A 22,541-nucleotide genomic window follows, 5' to 3' on the forward strand; every position below is an offset into this window, starting at 1 on the left:
AATCCTGCCCCGCGACTGTTCGGTAACGGTTATGCGAATGCCGTCACGGTCCCGGTATTCCTGGCCCGGGCCACGTCCATTCGGGACTTGATGAATTGGCCCACTCGCTCGATATGAGGTTCGCGCATCATGGTCAAATGGTCGCCCTCCACGGCGACTCGCTGTACCTGGGGCGCAATCGAGCGCCAGCCACGGTAGGGGTCGCGAAAGGCCGTACCCACCAGCTCATGGGGGGCTTGCAGCACATCGGGCAGCTCGACATCCGCCGCGAACAGCGTGATAGGCAAGTCCAGGGGCGGGAAGCGATAGTCCAGCAACCCTTGCCAGTTGGCATGAAACACCCGGAACAGCTGATCCAGTGTCGCCAGGGTGATGCTCTGGTCGAAAATGCCCTGGTCGATGCCGTGCTGCCTGATCGCTGCGAAGGCCTGGGAATCGCCCATGGAGGCGAAGTCCAGGGCGTGGTAGGCGTATTCCTTCTGCCCATCGCCACTGAGCAGTTCCCACATGAACCAATTCATGAACTCGGTGCGTTCTATCTGCACCTCGCCCTGCCTGACACGCACGATGGTGTCGAGCAAAAACACGTTATGCAGACGCCGCCCGCGCCGCTGCAACTCGCTCGCCAGCTCATACGCCACGACGCCGCCATAGGACCAGCCGCCAATGTTCAGTGGCCCTTCAGGCGCGACCTGTTCAATGGCATCTGCGTAGTACTGCGCCTGGGCCTGTACCGATTGCAAAGGGGCGCGGGCATCCCATGTGCCCGGTGCTTGCAGTGCGTACAGGTGGACCTGGTCCTTGAGCACCCGCGCCAATGCCGCATAACACAGCACATGCCCGCCGATGGGGTGCACCAGAAACAATGGCGGCTTGCGCGTGGCGTTCTTGAAGTCCACCAGCGCACCGGTATCAGGGTGGCCGGTTTCAGTGTGCTGCAACACCTGGGCGAATTCGGCGATGGTCGGGGCCTGGATGAAGTCCGACAGCGACGGCTCCAGGCTCTGATGCCTGGCGAGCATGGCAACCAGTTGTACGGCCTTGAGCGAGTTGCCCCCCAGCTCGAAGAAGTTGTCGTAGACGCTGATGTCTTCCAGGCCCAGGGTTTCTTGCCAGTAGGCTTGCAGCAGGTCCTCCATGGCATTTCTCGGCGCGATGAACGGACGCAGCAAAGTGCTGTGGACTTCAATCTTCTGCAACCGCTGCCGGTCAATCTTGCCGGTAGGCCCGAGGGGTAGCTTGGCGATGCTGACCAGGGTGTTCGGCACCATGTAGTCGGGTAGTGCCAGGCGCAGTTCGGCCTTGAGTTGGTCCAGCTCCGGCTCGCGGCCCGGCAGGGGCTGGACGAAGCCCACCAGATACCGACTGCCGTCGGTCGCGGGCTTGTCGATGACCGCTACCTGCTGGATGTCGGCCCTGAACCGGGCGGAACCGAGCATGGCCACTTCGATCTCGCCCAGCTCGACGCGATAACCACGGATCTTGACTTGTGCGTCACTGCGGCCCTGGTAGACCAGATCGCCTCCGGGCAGGTAGAAACCGATGTCGCCGGTTTCATACAAGCGCCGGGTCTGGCCAGCTAACTGGCGATAGACAAAACGTTCGTCGGTCAGGTCGGGTCGGTTCCAGTAGCCGTTGGCCAGGCATTCCCCTTCGATGAACAGGTCGCCCATGACTCCGACCGGGCAGGGGTTGCCCGCCGCATCCAGGACATGCATGCGCACCCCATCGATGGGCGTGCCAATCGACGGCATGCTCGGCCAGTTTGCCGTGGCGCCTTCAAGCGCCAGGCGGGTGACCACATGGGCCTCGGTCGGGCCATAGTGGTTTTCGACCCGGCAATCGCCGATGCCATCGATCAGTTCACGGATTTCGGCGGTGATTTTCAATTGCTCGCCGGCCACGTTGATCTGGCGCAGCGACACCGGCCGAATGCCCAGCTGCATGGCGACTTCGGCCAACCCCTGGAAGGCGACATAGGGCAGGAACAGGCGATTGACGTGTTGCGCGCTGATAAATTTCAACAACCGGATGAAGTCATAGCGCAGTCCCTCATCAATCATGACCAGTTCTTCGCCGCAAGACAGCGTCGAGAGAATCTCCTGGAACGATACGTCGAACGAGATGGGCGAGTATTGCAGCGTCTTCAGTGGTCCGGCCGGCTGCTGACGGTTTTGCCAGAGGATCATATTGGTCAATGCCCGGTGCGGCATCGCCACGCCCTTGGGGCGGCCCGTCGAACCGGAGGTATAGAGCAAATAGGCGTTATCGTCAGCCACAATGTCGGCGGCAATAGAGGCAACCCGTGCGTGACTGCGTACCAGGTTGTTGTCGAAGCCGGCGACCACACTGTCCCAGTGTCGGACGTCTGCCTGGCCGGCCAGGGTCATCGCCAGGTGTGCAGATGCATCGGCGAAGAGCACCAGTCCCGGTTGCGAGTCTTCGAGAATCAGCTGGATGCGCTCATTCGGATAACTCAGGTCAATCGGTACATACGCGGCACCAGCCTGTAGGACGCCGAGCAAGGCAATGATCAGGTCAGGCGAGCGCGGCATCATGATCGCGACCCGGTCGCCCTGGCCGATACCCTGCTGGTGCAGCCAACTCGCCAGTTGTGCGCAGGTATCTCCCAACTGCCGATAAGACAGGCGGGCCTGGCCAAAACTGACGGCGGTCTGCTGCTCGTGGCGGGCGAAGCTGTCCAGTAGCAGGGCCGACAGATTGTCAGGGGCAACTGCCGCGGCTGCCTGTGGCGTGGGTCGTTCGAGGCGCGGCAGCCAGGCCGGGATGCTGGGCTTGGCATCGGGGGCGGCGATCATCAGTTCCAGTGTGCGCAGCAAGTATTCGGCATAGGCCTCGACCTGGCTCGTGGCGACACGCGTTGTGCAGTAGTCCATTTTCAGCATCAACGAACCGTTGCCAGGGTGGCGGCCCAGCGTGGTCAGCAAGTCATAGTTGCTGGCTTCGGTGGTTTCCCACTCGGTGAGGATTCCTTCGCCTTGGGCCAGCATGTCTTTGAGCACATAAAAATCGACGTAATTGAACACCACGTTCAGGGCGACATCGGTTTCGCGATGAATCAGTGCGAACGGATAGCGCCGGTGGGCGAACACCTGTTGTTCCTGGGCAATCAAGGCCCGGATGACCTCAAGCCAATTCTGGCCCTGGGCGTTGAAGCGCACCGGCAGGGTGTTGAGGAACAGGCCCAGGACCGAGGCAGCATCCTCGAACTCTGGCCGCCCATGGCTGATGACGCCGCACAACACTTCCTTTTGATTGGACATGATGGCTTGGGCGAAACCATGGGCCGTCAGCAAGACCGCACGCAACGGTAGGTCGTGGGCCCGACAGAACGCTTCGAGGCGGGCCAGCTCCGCTGCAGGCAATTCCCGATAGGCCGAGCGATGCGGCGTCGGATCCGGAGCGACCGCGTGGATCCAGCTGGTCATGGCGGCGGCAGGCGCATCGCGCAGGTATTCGCCCCAGAACCGGCGGTGAACATCGCTTGCCATGGCCGCCTGCTCCTGGGCAATGAAATCGGCCGGCGTGGTGGTCAGGGCTGGCAGGGCGTCGGTTCCAGGCGCCGAGGTGTAGAGCGTGATCAAGTCGCGCATCAAGGTGGCGACGCTCCAGCCATCGAGGATCGCATGATGGAAGCTCAAGACCAGGTCGATTTCATCCTGCGCGACGAACACGCAGAACTGATACAGCGGCGCCCGCTGCCAGTCTTCGCGGTAACCCTTGCGCTCCTCCACATAGGCGGCAATGGCCTGGGCACGTGCGTCCGGGCTCAGTGAAACAACATCGATGACTTGCACCGGCGATTCGACCGTCGAATGCACCCGGGCCATGGGCACTTCGGCGTGGCCGATGTCGAATGACATGCGCAGGGCCGGGTGGCGCCGGATCAATGTCTCACAGGCGCGATCCCAAGCCGTTGCATCCCAACGCAGGCGCAGGCGATAGCGGAAGATGTCGTGATAGATCGCCGACTCCGGATGCATCATCGAGTGATAGATCATCCCGACTTGCAGCTGCGAAGCTGCAAACACATCATCGTACAGACCCGCGCTGGTCACGCGGATCTCTGCCGGCACCTGGGCAAAAGGTGCCACGTGCTTCAAAGGCAGCAGCGGGGTGGATGGCAGGTCTTGCGTCTGTAGCGACTGGGCCAGTTGCGCGATAGTGGGGTGCTGGTAAATTTGCGCCAGGGTCAGCGCTATGCCTTGTTCACGTGCATGGATCTGCAAGTGAATGACCTTCAAGGAATCGCCGCCAAGCATGAAATAGTTGTCGTGGATGCCCAGCGTCGTGCGTTTGAGGTTTTCCTGCCAGAGGTCGGCCAGCGCCTGCTCCAATGCCGTGCGCGGCGCTGTGGTATCGGTGCCCAGGGTGTCGGCAGGCTCGGGCAAGGCCTTGCGGTCCAGCTTGCCATTTACATTCAACGGCAATTGTTCAAGCTCGATCAGGTGCCTGGGCACCATGTAGTCGGGTACCTGCTGGCGCAAATCATCTTGCAGCGTTTGCGGTGACAGCTTGCATCCGGGTTCGCTCACCAGATAGGCGCACAAGTACGCATCACCTTCGGTTTCCTGGCGAGCGATCACCACCACGTCCTTGACGCCCTCGCAGGCGAGCAGGTGCGCTTCGATCTCGCCGAGTTCAATGCGCAGGCCGCGGATCTTCACCTGGAAATCATTGCGCCCCAGGTATTCGAGGCTGCCATCGGGCAGCCAGCGCCCCAGGTCGCCGGTCTTGTACAGGCGGGCCTGCGGGTCATCCCGGAACGGGTCCTGGATGAAGCGTTCGGCCGTCAGCTCGGGACGGTTCAGGTAACCTCGGGCGACACCCAGCCCACCAATATGAAGCTCGCCAGCCACACCAGGTGGCAGCAGTTGCAGGTTCGCATCCAGGACATGCATTTGAATGTTCGCGATCGGCTGGCCGATCGGCACGATGCCTTCGTGCATGTCGGCCCGGCAATGCCAGGCCGTGACATCAATGGCTGCTTCGGTGGGGCCATAGAGGTTGTGCAGCTGCACGTTGGGCAAGCGTTCGAAAAAGCGCTTCTGCAAGGCATGGGGCAAGGCTTCGCCACTGCACAGTACCTGCTCGAGCGCCGGCAAACGCTGTGGTTCGACCTGATCGAGGAAGATTTGCAACATCGACGGCACGAAATGCAACAGCGTGATGCCGGCGCTCGCCATGATGTCCATCAAATAGCCTGGATCCTTGTGCCCGTCGGGAGCAGCGACGACCAGTTGCGCGCCACTGAGCAACGGCAGGAAAAATTCCCAGACGGACACGTCGAAACTGAACGGAGTCTTCTGCAGCACGCGGCTGTGCTCATCGACGCCATAGGCATCGCGGGCCCAGAGCAGTCGATTCACCACCCCGTCATGTTGGTTCATGACGCCTTTGGGCAGGCCCGTGGAGCCGGAGGTGTAGATCACGTAGGCCAAATGTTGGGGCGTCAGCCCGAGCGCAGCGGCGTCCGGGTTGTGCTCCGGTTGCCGGGACACGCGTTCCTGGTCGGTATCCAGGCACAGTACCGGCATCGTCGCGGCGGGCAGGCTCGCCAATAACCCGCGAGTGGTAATCAGCGCACTGGGTGCACTGTCGCTCAACATGTGGCTCAAGCGGTCGGCCGGATAACCCGGATCCAGGGGCACGTAGGCGGCGCCCGCCTTGAGAATACCCAGCAGGCCTACCACCATCTCCAGGCTGCGTTCCAGGCAGATGGCGACTCGGGCGTCCGGGCCAAGGCCGGTCTCCAGCAGGGCGTGGGCCAGTCGGTTGGCCTGGCGGTTCAGTTGATCATAGGTCAGTGCTTGCTCTGCGAACCGTACGGCGAGCGCTTCGGGGCGAGCGCTGACCTGGGCCTCGATCAGTTGATGGAGCAGCACATCCCTGGGGTAGTCGACGTCTGTGCAATTGTATTCATGCAGCACCTGGCGTTCATTGGCCGGCATCAGGTCGAGGGTGTTGACCGGTACGTCGAAGTCATCCGCCACGCCTTGCAAAATGTGCATGAAGCGCTGTTGCAGTGCCTCGATCTGCGCGGCTTCGAAATAGGCTTCGTTGTAGATGAAGTGCATCCACACATCGTCATCTGGCGCCGCCTCACGAATGTGCATCGCCAGTGGCAGCTGTTCGTAGCCATTGCTGAGCTTGACCGGTTGCGCCAGTGCCGGCCCGTACCAGGTGTCCTGATCCTGTTCGTAGGACACCACCACGTCGAACAACTGCCGCCGACCGAGGTTCTGCAGCCCGAGCTCACGGTTGAGTTCACTCAACGGAAAGCGTTGATAGCGATAGTCCTGCTTGAGCGTCAGGGCAATCCTGCCGGCCAGCTCGGCAAAGCTCAGGTCGGTGCCCAGGTCCAGGCGTACCGGGCTCATGCCGACGAACAGACCCAGCGTGGCCTTGTGTGTGGCATTGGCGCGGTTGAGGATGGGCAGGCCGATCAAGATTTCATTGCGTTGCTCGATGCGTGCAAAGTAGCTGTACAGCGCGGCCAGCATGACGTGGAAGACAGTCGCCTGGCCTGTGGCTTTCGCCTGTTCGGCGAGACGATTGTAAAGCGCTCGTGGCAGGCGCCAGGCATGGTTCTGGCTGGGTGCCAGGTGCTGGCCGAAGCGACTCTGATAGCGGGGGGCAAGCAGGGGCTCGGGCAGGGTACGGTACTTGTCCAACCAGTATTGGCGTTGGCGCTGGAACGCGGCCGAATCCTTGTGGGTGACTTGCTGCTCGATAAAAGCTTGATAGCTCGGCGCCGTGACTTGGTTGTGCGTCTGCTCATGCAGGGCGGTATAGGCCTGGCTGACAGCACGGCCGATCATGGCGAAGGACCAGCCATCGACGATCAGGTGATGGCAGTTGACGAAAAAGTAGTAGAGGTCTTCCCGAATCTTGATCAGGTCGGCGCGCAACAGCAGTCCGCGGTCAAAGGAAAACGGGGTCTGCAGGTTTTCCTGCAGCAACGCCAGTGCGCTGGCCTGCGGATCGTCATGGCCCGATACGTCATGTACCGTCATCGGAACGCTGACAGCCCCCAGGAACCGTTGCCGTGGCAGAGGATGTTCGCTCGAGCCGGGTACCAGCTGGATCCGCAGCGCGTCGTGGCGGTTGACTACTTGATCGATGGCCGTTTGCATCAGTGATGCATCGACCGCGCCGTTGATGCGTGCATAGCCGCCGATGTTGTACAACGGACTGTCACCGTGCAGCACCTGGTCCAGCCAGATATCCAGTTGCGGAGCGGTGAGGGGATAAAGCACCTGCTCTGCGCTCGAAGCGGGCATGGTCTGAGTCATGAGGTTCTCCGTGGGCCGATCCGCTGGCCCGATGAAACGAATGAAAAGAGTGATGCCTTCAGGCCGAGCCATTGGCAGCGCAGAGTCAAACGCCGATCAATCCGTGATTACGCGACGCGATACGTGGCCGTGCGAGCGAGTGCCTCGACTTGCAGCGCTGCCGCTTCGCGGGCGCTTTCACCACTGGGCATCAGCTTGCTGTAGCGGTCACAACTGGCACGCACGTCATGACTGTTCAGCACCTTGTCCAGGGCCGTGGCCAGTGACTCGGCAGAGGCAGGCGAGAAAATCCGCAGGCCGCACCCCAGGCTTTGCATTCGTGCTGCATTGTCGAAATGGTCGTGCGCAAATGGCGTGATGATCTGTGGCACCCCAGCGGCGATTGCCAGGGCCGTGGTCCCGACGCCTCCGTGATGCACCAGGGCCGAGGTGTGGGGCAGGATGCGGCTCATGGGGACGTAGCGCCTGACCAGGATCCTGCCGTCGCTGGACAGCGCCGGGTCTACCGGCTGACTGGTCAGGAACACTCCGCGGCGGTCGATCAACTTCAGCGCTTGAGCCGCGGCGGCGAAATATTGCTCGGCATTGACTGTGGTCGAACCCGGGGTGAACACCACCGGTGGGGCCACGCCCAGGAAGTCCTCCAGTTCGGCGTCGGGTTCCTCGAAGCCGGACTCATCGAATAACGGGAACCCGGTCAGTACCGTCTGGGTCGGCCAGTCCTGTTGGATTGGGGCGAACCAGTCCGGGAACAAGCCCAAGACCCGATCGGGTGAGGAGATCCACTGGCTGATGATGCGCTTGACCGGGGGCAAGCCCAATTCACGGCGAAAACTGTTGAGTTCCGGCTTCATGAGCCGATCGAGGAAGGCGTGCTCGATGACTCCCAGCAGCAGGCGTCTCAAGGGATACGGGACAAAGGCCGGCAGATTCGTTCCCGGTGGATGGGTAGGGCGTGCGAGAGGCGACCAGATGGCGAACGGTGTGACCTGCCCGGTGACCAGCGGGATGCCGTGCTTTTCTTGCAGCAGGCGGGCGGAAAACGCCCATAACGAACCGAGCATGACAGTGTCGTCGTCACACGCTTGCTCCAGTAGTCGATACTGCTCACGCAAGGTACCGCCGACGGTTTTCCATAAGGTGGGCAGTGACGTGCGCGGATGCCACAGCGCCGGGTCAGCCATGACCGCTTGATATTCCTCGCGGGTACCCAATGGCAGAAACTTGAAGCCGCAGCGCTCGATCACCGGCGCGAACGCCGCGCTGGCGCAAAACGTTATCCGATGCCCGCGGGCTGCGAGTGTGCGGCCGATCCCGACAAACGGGTGAACGTCACCGGCTGAACCGATGGCCGTAATGATCACATGCATAAGGCTCCCTCTAGAGTGATCGTGCGGTGGGTGAAAGGCCTGATCGGCGGGCGACCAGGCATCGCCTGTGGAATCCATCCACAGAAACGATTCAGCTTGCGGGGGGTATTTAAGCGGTTGCAGGTAGGCAGCGTCTGTAGCGGAAAACGGGGACATCCTGGTCTGCCGATCAGGGCTGTTGATCCTGTGGGAGCTAGCTGGCTCCCACAGTGGTTGTGTCCAATCCCGGGGTGTCCGGCGCATTGCTCACCGGACACCCAGGGTTCCTTTATGACTCCGCGGCGGTTTTCAACGCCTGTGAAATCGCCTCGCCCAGCTTGGCCACATGGGGCGCCTTGACCAGCGTGTTATGGGTGCCGGGCAGTGGCGTCACGCTGACCTGATCCGCCAGCAGCGCACGCCAGCCCAGGGTCGGGTCGCTGCGTCGCTGTTCGCTTGCGGTGAACAGCGAGACCTTGAGCGGGCTGGGTGGGCTGACGTAGGCGCCGATGGCCTGCCGCATCCGATAGGCGACTTCCAGGTGAGTACGCAGCAGAGCAGCATCGATGTCGTGGGGCAGTTCCTCCGGCAGCAGGCGATGGGTGATGCACAGCGCGAGCATCGCGTCGATGTCCGAGTGTTCCGCCAGTGCCGTCAGTTGCCGCATCAGCCCGGGGTCGATCTGCTCAGGCAGCCAGGCCATCAGGAACTGTGCTTCGCTGATCGATTGCGTCGGTACCGGATCGGGACGTGCCGACGCATCGATGATGCCAAGGAATTCCACGACCTCGCCACCGGCCTGCAGCTGACGCGCCATTTCATAGGCGATCAGGCCACCGGCCGACCAACCGGCGATCCGATACGGACCTTGCGGCTGGGTTTGTCTGATGGCCGTCAGGTAACGCGCCGCGATGGTCGGCACATCGGCCAATGGCGCCTCACCCGCCACCAGGCCACTGGCCGCCAAGCCGTAGACGGGGACCTGGGGATCGAGCACCGGCGCCAGGTCCCGTGCATATTGCACTTCACCGCCCAGCGGATGGACCAGATACAGCGGTCGCTGGGAACCGGTGCGCCGGATCGGCACCAGATTGCTGTGGCCGCCCGGGCGGGCCTGGCCGTCGAGGGTCCGGGCGAAGCCGGCAATGGTCGGCTCGACAAACAGGTCGCGCACGGCAATCGGCTTACCGAGGACCTTGCGCAGACGCGAGGCCATCTGCACCGCCATCAACGAAATCCCGCCGAGGCTGAAGAAATCATCATGGCGGCTGACCCGTTCCAGTTTGAGCAATTCTTGCCAGAGGGCCGCGATGGCGATCTCGGTGTCGCCCTTGGGCGCCTCGTAAGGCAAGGCCGGGGCAGGGCTGTCATCGCCAAAGCTCGGCTGGGCGATGGCATTGACCGAGCGCACCAGCGGCGGTGTGCTCTCCAGCAGCTTGCCGATGGATTGCTGCCCATCGACCACCAGGTTTTCCAGGAGCTTGGCGAAGAGCTCGGCAATGTTCTGTACCGTCGGCCTGTCGAACAGGTCATTGGCGTATTGCAGGCTGCCGCCGATGCGCTCGCCGTTGTCGATGAGGGACAGCGAGAGGTCGAACTGCGTGGTGTTATGGGGGCTTTCCAGGGTTTTCACCTCAAGCCCAGGCAACTGCAGCGGTGCCGGTGGCGTGTTGTCCAGGCTCAACATGACCTGGAACAACGGGCTGTGGCTCATGCTGCGGGTCGGTTGCAATGCGCTCACCACCTGCTCGAAAGGCAGGTCCTGATGATTGTAGGCGCTCAGGGTCAGGTTCTTGATCCGCGCCAGCAGTTCTTCGACACGGATATCGCGCTCTGTGCTCACTCTCAAGGCCAGGGTATTGGCAAAGAAACCAATCAGCGCCTCCAGCTCCGGACGTTGACGATTGGCCACCGGGGTGCCGACCACCACATCATCCTGACCGCTCAGATGGCTCATCAACACCGACCAGCCGGCCAGCAGCGCCATGAACAGCGTGGTGCCCTGGGCCTGGCTGAAAGCCCGCAGATCAGCACTCAGGGCCGGCGAAAAGCTGCATTCGAGGATACCGCCGGCATAACTTTGTATTGCCGGGCGCGGACGATCCAACGGCAGGTTCAACAAGGCCGGCGCACCTTCCAGGTGTTGCCGCCAGAAGTCGACCTGCGCTTGCAGTGCCGGGCCTTCAAGGGACTGTCGCTGCCAGGCGGCATAGTCCACGTATTGCAACGCCAGGGGCGGCAACGGATCTTTCTGGCCCTGGGTAAACGCGCTGTAGAGCGCGCTGACCTCCCGGGCCAGCACACTGTTGGACCAGCCATCGGAAACGATGTGGTGCAGGGTGATGAACAGCACATGTTCCTCGTCCGCCAGTTGCACCAGGTGACCGCGCATCAGTGGTCCATGGCTCAGGTCGAACAACTGCGTGGCGTTGATCTGGCCGAGGTGCTCCAGCCTGGTCTTGCGTTCATCGAGCGCTAGTGTGCGCAGGTCCTGCTGGTCCAACTGGAAACCGTGATCGGCCGGAGCGATTTTTTGCACCGGCTCGCCGTCCACCAGTTCAAACCGGGTACGCAAGGTTTCGTGACGCGCCACCAGGCGGTCGAGGGTGGCCTGCAGCGCCGCTTTGTCCAGCGCCCCCTGCAAGCGCAAGGCCAGGGGCAGGTGATAAGCAGCACCCGCCGCGTGATCCAGGTGGTCGAGGAACCACAGCCGTTGCTGGGCGAAGGATAACGGCAGTCGCCCCGAGCGGTTGGCCAATGGAATCGATGCCGACTGGGTGGGCGACGCGCCGTGTACCAGGGCGGCGAGGCCACGCACGGTTGGCGCGTCGAACAGTTCGCGCAGGGTGATTCGTGCGCCCAGCTTGCGCCGCAGCCGCGAGAGCAACTGCACGGCGAGCAGCGAATGGCCGCCGAGTTCGAGGAAACCGTCATGACGACCGACCTGATCCAGGTGCAGCAAACCTTTCCAGATATCGGCAATGGCGATTTCGGTATCGCCCTGGGGCGCCTCGTAGGTTTTGCTCGCCAACGATTCCTGACCAGGTGCTGGCAGGGCGCGGCGGTCGAGCTTGCCGTTGGCAGTGAGGGGCAGGGCGTCCAGGTGCACGAAGGCGCTGGGCACCATGTACTCCGGCAGGCCGCTCAACAACGCGCTGCGCAGGTGTTCGGCCGGGACGGGTTCGCCGCAGACATAGGCGACCAGACGCTTGTTGTCCGAATCGCCTTGGCTGTCTTCCCGGGCGATGACCACAGCCTCGCGGATACCCGGGTAGGCCACCAGGGCGTTCTCAATTTCACCCAATTCGATGCGGAAGCCACGGATCTTCACCTGGAAGTCATTACGCCCCAGGTACTCCAGCGTGCCGTCGGCCAACCAGCGGCCAAGGTCACCGGTCTTGTACAGGCGTGCGTTTGGTTCAGTGCTGAACGGATTGGCGATGAACCGTTCGGCACTCAGCTCCGGGCGGTTCAGGTAACCGCGCGCCACACCGGCACCGCCGATGTGCAGTTCACCGGCCACGCCCAGCGGCGTCGGTTCGCCCCGGGCGTCGAGCACGTGCACCTGGACGTTGGCAATCGGCCGGCCAATGCTCGGCCGCTCGCCGAGGTCGCGGATCAGGTCGATGGTGGCGTCTACCGTGCATTCGGTCGGGCCGTACATGTTGTAGAAGCGAATGCTCGGGCAGTTGCGCAGTTTCTCCCAGGTCGCGGCGTTGATCGCCTCGCCACCGAGCAGCACGCTCACCGGCTGATAGCTCTGGCGCTCCAGCAGGCCGGCGGCGAGCAGGGTGTCGAGCTGCGACGGCGTGGAGTCGAAGGCATGCACCCGATGCTGTTCGAGGAAGTCCAGCAGCTCGTGGCCGCTGGCGCGGATCAGTTGCGGGATGATCACCAGGCGGTGGCCGGAGAACAGCTGCGAGATGCCCTTGATCGACATGTCGAAGAAGAACCCGGCATTCAGCGCCACGGTGGCCGGTGTTGGGCAATACCGGTGGGTGGTGCGGGTCAGCACCTGCCAGAAGTTGAACACCGAACGGTGCTCGACCATCACGCCCTTGGACTGGCCGGTGGAACCGGAGGTGTAGATCACGTAGGCCAGGTGCTTGGCTGTCAGGCCGGGGACTTGCGGGTTGCCATCGAAGGCTGGATTGCTTGCAGCCTGCAACGAATCAACCGTGTCGAGCAACAACAGCGGCAGCTCGCCGGACGGCAGGCTGAGGGCCGATTGGCTCAACAAGGCCCGTGGCTGGCTGTCCTGCAGCATGAACGCCATGCGCTCGGCAGGATGGGCCGGGTCGATCGGCACGTAGGCGGCGCCGGCCTTGAGCACACCCAGCAGGCCGACGATCATGTCCAGGCTGCGCTCGGCACAGATCGCCACGCGTTGATCGGGTTGGACACCGAGTTCGAGTAATTGCCGGGCCAGGTGGTTGGCGCGGCGATTGAGCTGGCGGTAGCTCAGTTGCTGGCTCTCGCAAACCAGGGCCACGGCCTCGGGATTGGCCTGGACCTGGGTTTCGAACAGGGTGTGGATCGGCTGTGCAGGCCCGAAATCGCTAGCGGTGTGGTTGAAGTCGCCCAGCAGCAATTGCCGCTCGGTTTCAGGCAGCACTTTCAGGTCGCTGGCGAGGCGTTCAGGGGTCTGTTCAAGGGCTTCCACCAGGGCGGCCACGGCTTGGCCGAGGTAGGCGGCGATGCGTTGCGGGTCGATGCCAGTGATGGACTGGGCGGTCAGGGAGAACCCGTTGCCGACGTTCGCCACGGCGATTTCGATAGGGTAGTTGGTACGGGTTTCGGAGGCGATGAAGTGCATGCCTTCGTGATCGCCCATGTCTTCGACGTTTTCCCCGGAGGCATTGACCAAGTCGCCATGGCGGCAGTTGAGGATCACCGTGAACAGTGGTAGCGACGCATCCACGGCACTGCAACGCTGGGCCAAGGCCAGGGAAGCCTGTTCGTGGGTCAACAATTCACTGAGCTGCTGGTAGGCGTCGCGGACGATGTCGCTGACGGTGTTTTGCTGCAAGCGAATGCGCATTGGCAGGGTGTTGATGAACATCCCCAGGGCATGGTCGGCGCCGGCGGTGCCTTGGGAGCGCCCCGACAACACCGTGCCGAAAATCCCGTCGTCGCGTCCGCTGGTCGCCGCCACCACCAGGCCCCAGGCGGCATGGAACAGCACAGAGGTTGGCACCCCTTGCTGGCGTGCCATGCGATGCACCCGGGCACTGAGCGCCTCGCTCAGGTGCTCGACCGCACGCTTGATCCCAGCGCCATTGCCGCGCACATCCAGTACCCCGTAAGGCGCGGTGGTGGAGTCGACATCGGCCAGCAGGCGACGGAAGTAAGCTTCGTGGTCGGCCTGGGATACGTTGGCGGCCTGGGCAATGAAGTTACGGTAAGGCTGGGACGGCGGCAGGCTGTCGGCCTGCCCGGCCAGGACGGCCTGGATCTCCAGCATGATCAGACGCAGCGTCACGTTATCGCTGACCAGGTGGTGGTCGAGCAACGCCAGCAGCCACTGCTCATTCGGCGCGTCGTAGATGATGTACGCGGCGATCAGCGGCGCCCGTTGCAGGTCCAGTCGCAGATGGTGGGTGTCGGTGTGGTCGCGCAGGGTTTGCAAGGCATTTTCGCCGGGCAAGCAGTCCAGGGTCACGACCGGCAGTTGCGCCTGGCGATGGACCACCTGCACTGGTTGCGGCAACCCGTGCCAGCGCAGGGCGGTGCGCAGGATGTCGTGGCGGTCGATTACCACCTGCACCGCGGCCAGGAAGTCATCGAGCAACTGGCGACGGTTGAACGTCACCACGGTGCGCATCAGGTACGCATCGCCTTCGGCCTGTAACAAATGGTGGAACAGAATGCCTTCCTGCAATGACGACAGGGGATAGATGTCCTGTACGTTACTGGCCCCGCCGGGGACATCGGCGACGATCTGCTCGATTTCCCCCTGGCTGAGGCTCACCAGCGGCAGCATCTGCGGTTCGATGGCCATGCAGTCGGCCGGGATCAGGTTGGCCGGCACGAACCGCTGGACGTTGTTGCCACCGGCCAGGACCGCCGCCATGGCCTTGAGCGTTGGCGCGGAAAATACCGTGCGCACATCCAGTTGCAGGTCGGCCTGACGCAGGCGCTCGATCAGGCTGATCACCAGGAATGAGTGGCCGCCCAGTTCGAAGAAGTGGTCCTGGCGACCCACACGTTCAACCCCAAGCAGCTCCTGCCAGGCGCTGGCCAGCGTGAGTTCGATTTCGCCCAAGGGGGCTTCGTAATGCTTGCTCGCGGCGGCAGACAAATCCGGCGCCGGCAACGCGTTGCGGTCCAGCTTGCCGTTGGTGGTCAGCGGCCAGGCTTGCAGGGTCACGAAGGCCCCGGGCAGCATATGTTCGGCCAGCACGCCGGCCAGTTGGTTGCGCAAGACCGAAGACTCAAGCACGACATCGTCATGGGCGATCAGGTACGCCACCAGGCGTTTGTCGCCGGGCTGATCCTCGCGCACGATCACCAAGGCTTCGCGCACATCGGCCAGGGCCAGCAACTGGGCTTCGATTTCCCCCAGTTCGATGCGAAAGCCACGAATCTTGATCTGCGAATCGTTGCGGCCCACGTAGACCACACCGCCGTCGGCGCGGTAGCGGGCGATGTCGCCAGTGCGGTACAACCGCGCCCCGGGTTCCACGGCGTACGGGTCGCGGATGAATCGTTCGGCATTGAGTTCGGCGCGGTTGAGGTAATGCCGGGCCACGCCAGCGCCGCCAATGTAGATTTCCCCATTGACCCCCACCGGCACCGGTTGCTGGTACTCGTCGAGTATGCGCAGGCACAGGTCCGGCAATGGCGGACCGATCAGGCTCGGCGCGCCAGTGTCGATTTCTACCTGGCTGATCGGGTAATACGTCGCGTGCACGGTGATTTCGGTGATCCCGTACATGTTCACCAGGCGCGTGCGCGACAGCGCGGTGCGTGCGGTCCAAGGGCGCAGGCTGCGGAAGTCCAGGGCCTCGCCGCCGAAGATCACTTCGCGCAGGGCATGTTCCTGGTCGCTGCGCTCTCGGGCCTCGATGAACTGGCGGAAGGCGCTCGGCGTCTGGTTCAGGACCGTGACGTGCTGTTGGCAGACCAGCGCATAGAAGTCATCGGGCGATCGGGCGACATCGCTCGGAACGATCACCAACTTGCCGCCGTAACTCAGCGCGCCCCAGATTTCCCAGACCGAGAAGTCAAAGGCAAAAGAGTGGAACAACGTCCATACGTCGTTTTGGTCGAAGTCGAACAACCCTGCGGTGGCGTCGAACAGCCGAGCCACATGGCCGTGCTCCACCAGCACGCCCTTGGGCAGCCCGGTGGACCCCGAGGTGTAAATGACGTAGGCCAGGTGCCGTGGCGTCAGGCCTAGTGCCTTGGCCTCAAGGTTGTAGTCCAGGGACACGTCCGCCAGGTCGTCTGCCGCGACGTAATCCTTGAGGCTCACCACCGGCACGGCATGCTCGGGCAGCCCGTCGAGGCAGTCCGGCTGGGCCAGCAAGGCCACCGGAGTACTGTCGGCCAGCAGGTAGCCGAGGCGTTCGCTGGGGTAGGCCGGATCCAGCGGTACATACGCTGCACCGGCCTTGAGCACGGCCAGCACCGCGCAGACCATCTCCACTCCGCGCCGGGCCAGGATCGCCACCCGGTCATCGGGGCGCACGCCTTGGGCGAGCAGTTCACGGGCGATGCGGTTAGCGCGGCGATTGAGGGCCTGGTAGCTCAGTTCGCATTCGCCCAGGACCAGGGCGGTGGCGTGGGGTTGTGCGGCGGCGACCTGTTCGAAGCGTTGATGAATCAGCAGTTGCACAGGGAACACGGCTTTGGGCGCCAGCGTCGCCGGCGAGGCCTGGCGCTGTGCCGGGCTGAGCAATGGCAGGGCGAGTACCGGCTGTTCGACATCCTCGACCAGTGCTTGCAGCAGCGTTTGAAAGTGCTGGGCAAAGCGCTCCACGGTGGAGCGGTCGAACAGGTCACTGGCGTATTCGATCACCCCGGCCAGGCTGCCACCGTCATTGCCCAGCGTCAGCATCAGGTCGAACTGCGAGGTTTCATGGGCTTGGGCCACGGGGGTCAAGGTCAGGCCGGGCAGGCTCAGCTCGCCGCCCCCCGGTGTGTTATCCAGCGACAGGGCAACCTGGCACAGCGGGTTGTGGCTCAGCGAACGCGGTGGCTGCAAGGCTTCGATGACCTGCTCGAAGGGAATGTCCTGGTGTTCGTGGGCCGCCAGCGTTGTCTGCTTGATCTGTTCCAGCAACTGCACCACGCTCGGGTTTTCTGTCAGGTTCACTCGCAGGGCCAGGGTGTTGACAAAGAAACCGATCAGGTTTTCCGTTTCGGTGCGACTGCGGTTAGCGGTCGGCACGCCAATGACCACGTCGCGCTCGTTACCCAGGCGTGCCATAAGCACCGACCAGGCGCTGAGCAAGGTCATGAACAGGGTGACGTTGTGTTGTTGGCAGAAACGTTCCAAGCGTTCGCGCAACGCCGCGGCGATCTCGACCGGGACGTCGCCACCCCGATAGCTCTGCGTCGCCGGGCGCGGACGATCAGTGGGCAAGGACAGCAACGCCGGCGCACCGCCCAGGTGCCCGCGCCAGAAGTCGGCCTGGCGGCTCAGGCGCTCGCCGTTCAGGGCCTGATGTTGCCAGGCCGCGTAGTCGGCGTATTGGATCGGCAGCGCCGGCAACGGGTCGGCCTGCCCCTGGCTGAAGGCCCGGTAGAGGGCCGCGAACTCCTTGACCAATACACCCACCGACCAACCGTCGGAGATGATGTGGTGCTGGGTGATCAGCAGGATGTGCTCGTCGTCGGCCAACCGTAGCAGGCGACCGCGAATCAGCGGTCCCTGGCCCAGGTCGAACGGTGCCAGGGCTTCGCTATTGCCGATGCGAGCCGCGCTGAGGCTGGCCTGCTCATACGGCAGCGAGCGCAGGTCCTGTTCGCTGAGGGCAAAGCCACAGTACGCCGGGGCAATGACCTGTACCGGTTGCTCGCCACGGCGTACAAAGGTGGTGCGCAGGCTTTCATGCCGCGCCACCAAGCGGTCCAAGGCTGTCTTGAGCGCGGCACGGTCGAGATTGCCGCGCAGCAGCAGCGCCGCGGGCATGTGATACGCGCTGCCCGCATCGGCATCGAGCTGGTCGAGGAACCACAGGCGTTGCTGGGCAAAGGACAGCGCCAGGGGCTTGTCCCGGTCTACCAGGCCGATGGTCTCGGTGTGTGCGATTTGCAGGTCGCCCACTACCCGCGCCAGTTCTTCCACGGTCGGATGGCTGAACAACTCGCGCAGCATCAGGTCGCCGCCCAGCTGTTGCCGCACTCGGGAGACCAGTTGCGCGGCGAGCAGGGAATGCCCACCCAATTCAAAGAAACTGTCGCTACGACCGACCCGTTCCAGGCCGAGCAGCTCTTGGAATATCTGCGCCAGGGCGGTTTCGGTGGCGCCTTCGGGGGCGACATAGCCACGTTCGGACATGGCATCCAGGTCCGGCGCCGGCAGCGCATCCTGGTCCAGCTTGCCGTTGGCCGTGAGTGGGTAGGCGTGCAGGCTGACAAAGGCACTGGGGATCATGTAGTCGGGCAGGGTGGCGCCCAATTGCTTGCGCAATGCGGCCACTTGCAGCGCGGTTCCCGCCTGGGGGATCAGGTAGGCGATCAGGCGCTTGCCCTGGCTCACGTCTTCACGAGCCAGTACCCGGGCTTCACGCACGCCGGCGCAGGCCAGCAGCTTGGCTTCGATCTCCCCCAGTTCGATCCGGAAACCACGGATCTTCACCTGGGCGTCCATCCGCCCCAGGTGAACGATCTCGCCGTTGTCCAGCAACTTGCCCAGGTCCCCGGAGCGATACAACCGTTCGCCGGGACGGAACGGGTCGGCAATGAAGCGTTCGGCGCTCAGGGCCGGACGGTTCAGGTAACCGCGACCGACCCCCAGCCCACCGACGCAGATCTCACCGGCCACGCCCACTGGCAACAGCCGTTGATGGGCATCGAGTACATAGGCCACGGTGGTCGGGATCGGCCGCCCGACGTTGGAGACGCCAGCGGCGATGTCCGCTGCGCCAATGGCCTTGTAGGTCACGTGCACGCAGGTTTCGGTAATGCCGTACATGTTAACCAGCGCCACATGCCCGAAGGCCCGATGGAAGGCGTCGAGCCTGCCCAGTTCCAGGCTTTCCCCGCCGAAAATCACATAACGCAAGTGTTCCAGGCGCACATCCGGTGCCGCCAGGGCCGCGGCGCTGAGTTGATGGAACGCCGAGGGCGTCTGGTTCAGCACCGTCACTTGTTCGCGTTCAAGGAAAGCCAACAGTTCCTGCGGATCGCGACGCAGGGCTTCGGGTACCAGGCTCAGGCGCGCGCCGTAGAGCAGGGCGCCGAAGATTTCCCAGACCGAGAAATCGAAGGCGTTGGAGTGGAACAACGACCAGACATCGTCGGCGTGGAACCGGAAATCCAGGCGATTGTTGTGCAGCAATCGCACAACGTTGCGATGTTCGAGCAACGCCCCCTTGGGTTCACCAGTGGAACCCGAGGTGTAGATCACATAGCAGAGGTGGTTCGCTGCGGTGAGGTTCGGCAGGTTGGCGGTGCTGCCGCCACTGGCCGGGGCGGCATCAAAGACTTCGATGCCAAGATCCTGCAACGCCGGGCTCATGTCTTGGCGAGCGATGGCCTTGCGTACGCCGCTGTCACGTAACACATAGGCGATGCGCTCCTGGGGCGAGCTTGGGTCGATCGGCACGTAGGCGCCGCCGGCCTTGAGCACCGCCAGGGTGGCGACGATCATCTGCACCGAGCGATCCAGGGCAATGGCCACCAGTTCTTGCGGCTGCACGCCAGCCGAGCGCAAACGGTGGGCGAGGCGGTTGGCCTGTTCGTTGAGCTGTCGATAGCTCAGGCGCTCCGGGCCGAGATTGACGGCAATGCGTTCCGGGTGTTGGCGGGCCTGTTCCTCGAAGATTTGATGCAGGGTCAGGGTATCGGGCCAGGCGGCTTCGCTGTCGTTGAAATCGAGAATCTGCCGCTGGCGTTCGGCGGCATCCAGTAACGGGATGTCGTCGACCCGCTGCTGCAAATCTTCGACGAAGGCCTCCAGCAAACGCACGTAGTGGCGCATCAGCTGTTGGATGAATTCGACGTCGAAGAATTCTGCGTTGTACACCAGGTGCCCGGCCCAGTGTTGCTCACTGGCCTTGATCAGCAGGTGCAGGTCGTTCTTGCCGTAACCGAGGTTGGTTTCCAGGGTATTGATCGCCAGGCCCGCGACCAGCGAGCTGGCGTCGGTGGTGCGTTGGAAATTGAACAGCACATCGAACAGTGCGGTGCGGCTCATGTCCTTGGCCGGATTGAGGGCCAGCACCAGTTGGTCGAACTGCATGTGCCGGTGCCGCAGGCCCTGGGTCAGGTTGCTCGCGGTGTGTTCCCACAGCTGTTGCAGGGTGGTGTCGCTGTCACACTGGCCACGCATGACCAGCAGGTTGTCCAGCGGCCCGACAACATCGCGCAAGGCCGGCTCACGACAGGCGGCCGTGGTGCCGACCACCAGCTCATCGTGCCCGGCGTAGCGGCGCAGCAGTGCTGTGAAAGCACTCAGGGCCAGGCTGTCGCAGCTCACGCCGACTTCCCGGGCCAGGGCCTCAAGGCGTCGTACCAGCGCCGGTTCGAGGGTAAAGCTGTGGCTGGCTTCGGCAAACACATGCACCGCCGCCCGCGGTCGATTCAGCGGCAGCTCCAGGGCTTGCAGCTTGCCGCGCAGTTGATAGGCCCAGTAGGCCCGCAGGTTTTCCAGCACCGTGGCCGGCAGCTTGCGTTGCCAGGCGGCGAAGTCGCCGTAGCCCAACGACAAGGCCGGTAGCTCGGCGTCACGGTCGGCGCAGGCGGCTTCATAAAGCGCCAGCAGATCGCGCTTGAGCAACTGCATGGAGCTGCGGTCGGCCAGCAAGTGGTGCACGGCGATGGCCAGGATGGCGCTGCGCTCATCCGCCCGTACCAGGCTGGCGCGCACCAGGCTGCCGCCGTCCATGGTCAAAGGGCGGCGGGTTTCGGCCAGGGCCAGGGCCGTCAGGTCGTGAGGGTTGCCCTGGATCAATTCGAGCGCCAGGGTCGCTGGCCCGTCGAATTGCTGCCAGGCGCTGCTGCCGTCGCTCAGCACCCGGCAGCGCAGAATGGCGTGGCGGGCCAGCAGCCCGTCGAGGGCGGTTTGCAGGGCCGGCTGATTGATCTCGCCGCTCAGTTCCAGCAGCAACGCAATGTTGTGGTAGACCGGGTTGGCGTTGTACAGGTAGCCGGTTTCGAAGGTATCGACGAACCACATCCGCTCCTGGTGAAAGGACAGCGGCAGCCGCTGCGGCGCAGGCACAAGGGCCTTGACCTCGGGCAAGGCCAGGGTCGGGTCCAGTTCCAGGGCCGCAATCCGGGTGTCTGGGGCTTGGGTGAAGCAGCGCAGCAGACGTTCGAAGCGCCCCGCCAGTCGCTCGATGGTGGAGGCGTCGAACAACGCGGTGGAGTACGACAGGCTGCAGGACAGGCTTGGACCACCTTCGTCGATGTGCAGGGAGAGGTCGTGCTGGGTGTTGTCCTTGGGCGACGGTAAAAACTCCAGGTTCAGCCCCGGCAACTGCAACTGGCCGCCAGCGCCCCCGGCATTGGTGTAGAGCATGGTCTGGAACACCGGGCTGTAGCTGGCGCTGCGTGGTGGCTTGAGGGCTTCGACCACCAGCTCGAAGGGCGTGTCCTGGTGGGGCGAGGATTCCAGCATCAGGTGCTTGACCTGTTGCAACACCTGATCAAGGGTCGGGTTGGCTTCCAGGCGTACGCGCAGGGCCAGGGTGTTAACGAAGAAGCCGATCAGCGACTGCACATCCTGGCGGTCGCGGTTGGCGGCGACGGTGCCGATCACCAGGTCCTGTTGGCCGCTGATGCGCGCCAGCAGGACCGCCCAGGCGGCCATCAAGGTCATGAACGGTGTGGCGGCGCGGGACTGGGCGAACTGGGCGATGGCGGCGGACAACGACGCGGGCAGATCGAAGCCCAGGGTTTCGCCGCGGTAACTCTGCACCGCTGGGCGTGGGCGGTCGGTCGGCAACGAGAGCAGGGCCGGGGCGCCACCCAGGTGAGCACGCCAGAATTCCACTTGCTGGTCCAGGCGCGCGCCTTCCAGGTGTTGGCGCTGCCAGGCTGCATAGTCGGCGTATTGCCGGGGCAGCGGCGGCAGCGGGTCGGGCTGCCCGGCGCTGAACGCCTGGTACAACGTGGCGAACTCCTTGACCAGGATGCCGATGGACCAACCGTCGGAGATGATGTGGTGCTGGGTGATTAGCAGCCGATGCTCGTCGTCGGCCAGGCGTAGCAGGCTGCCGCGAATCAGCGGCCCCTGCAGCAGATCGAACGGTTGCTTGGCTGCCTCTTCACTCAGGCGCGCTACCTGGGCCTCGGCTTCGTCCCGGGATAGATGGCGCAGGTCATGCTCCACCAGGCTGAAGCCGCAATCGGCCGGGGCGATGATCTGCACCGGGTGTTCGCCTTCACGGCGGAAGGTGGTACGCAGGCTTTCATGCCGCGCCACCAGACGATTGAGGGCCGCCTTGAGCGCGGCCTGGTCGAGCGCGCCACGCAGCACCAGCGCGGCGGGCATGTGATAGGCGGCGCTGGCGGTCGGGTCCAACTGGTCGAGAAACCACAGCCGCTGCTGGGCGAACGATAACGCCAGCGGAGCGTCACGGTCGACGCGGGGCAGGTCGTCAGGAGCACTTTCGATGACCCGTGTCGCACCGCGTTGCTTGAGCAGTCGCAGGAGTGCGGCACGTTTCAACTGGTCGAGACTATCGTTATGTTCGTTCAA

General features: G+C 63.5%; 3 protein-coding genes. All 3 read right to left on the reverse strand.

What is annotated here, in order from left to right; all coding sequences use genetic code 11:
• Positions 1-29: 29 nt before the first annotated feature.
• The gene (locus SGN16_RS13155) at positions 30-7,316 is read right to left on the reverse strand and encodes an amino acid adenylation domain-containing protein (protein ID WP_335944280.1); all 7,287 of its coding nucleotides are present in this window, start codon (positions 7,314-7,316) and stop codon (positions 30-32) included.
• Between the two features lie 107 nt (positions 7,317-7,423).
• On the reverse strand, positions 7,424-8,686 hold the full coding sequence (locus tag SGN16_RS13160; protein ID WP_210644667.1) for a nucleotide disphospho-sugar-binding domain-containing protein: 1,263 nt from the start codon (positions 8,684-8,686) through the stop codon (positions 7,424-7,426).
• A gap of 268 nt (positions 8,687-8,954) precedes the next feature.
• Positions 8,955-22,541 (reverse strand): amino acid adenylation domain-containing protein, encoded by a 13,587-nt coding sequence (locus tag SGN16_RS13165; protein WP_335944281.1) that lies wholly within the window; start codon positions 22,539-22,541, stop codon positions 8,955-8,957.

The organism is Pseudomonas sp. G166, assembly GCF_037027455.2.
In the GTDB taxonomy this organism is placed as follows: Bacteria; Pseudomonadota; Gammaproteobacteria; order Pseudomonadales; family Pseudomonadaceae; genus Aquipseudomonas.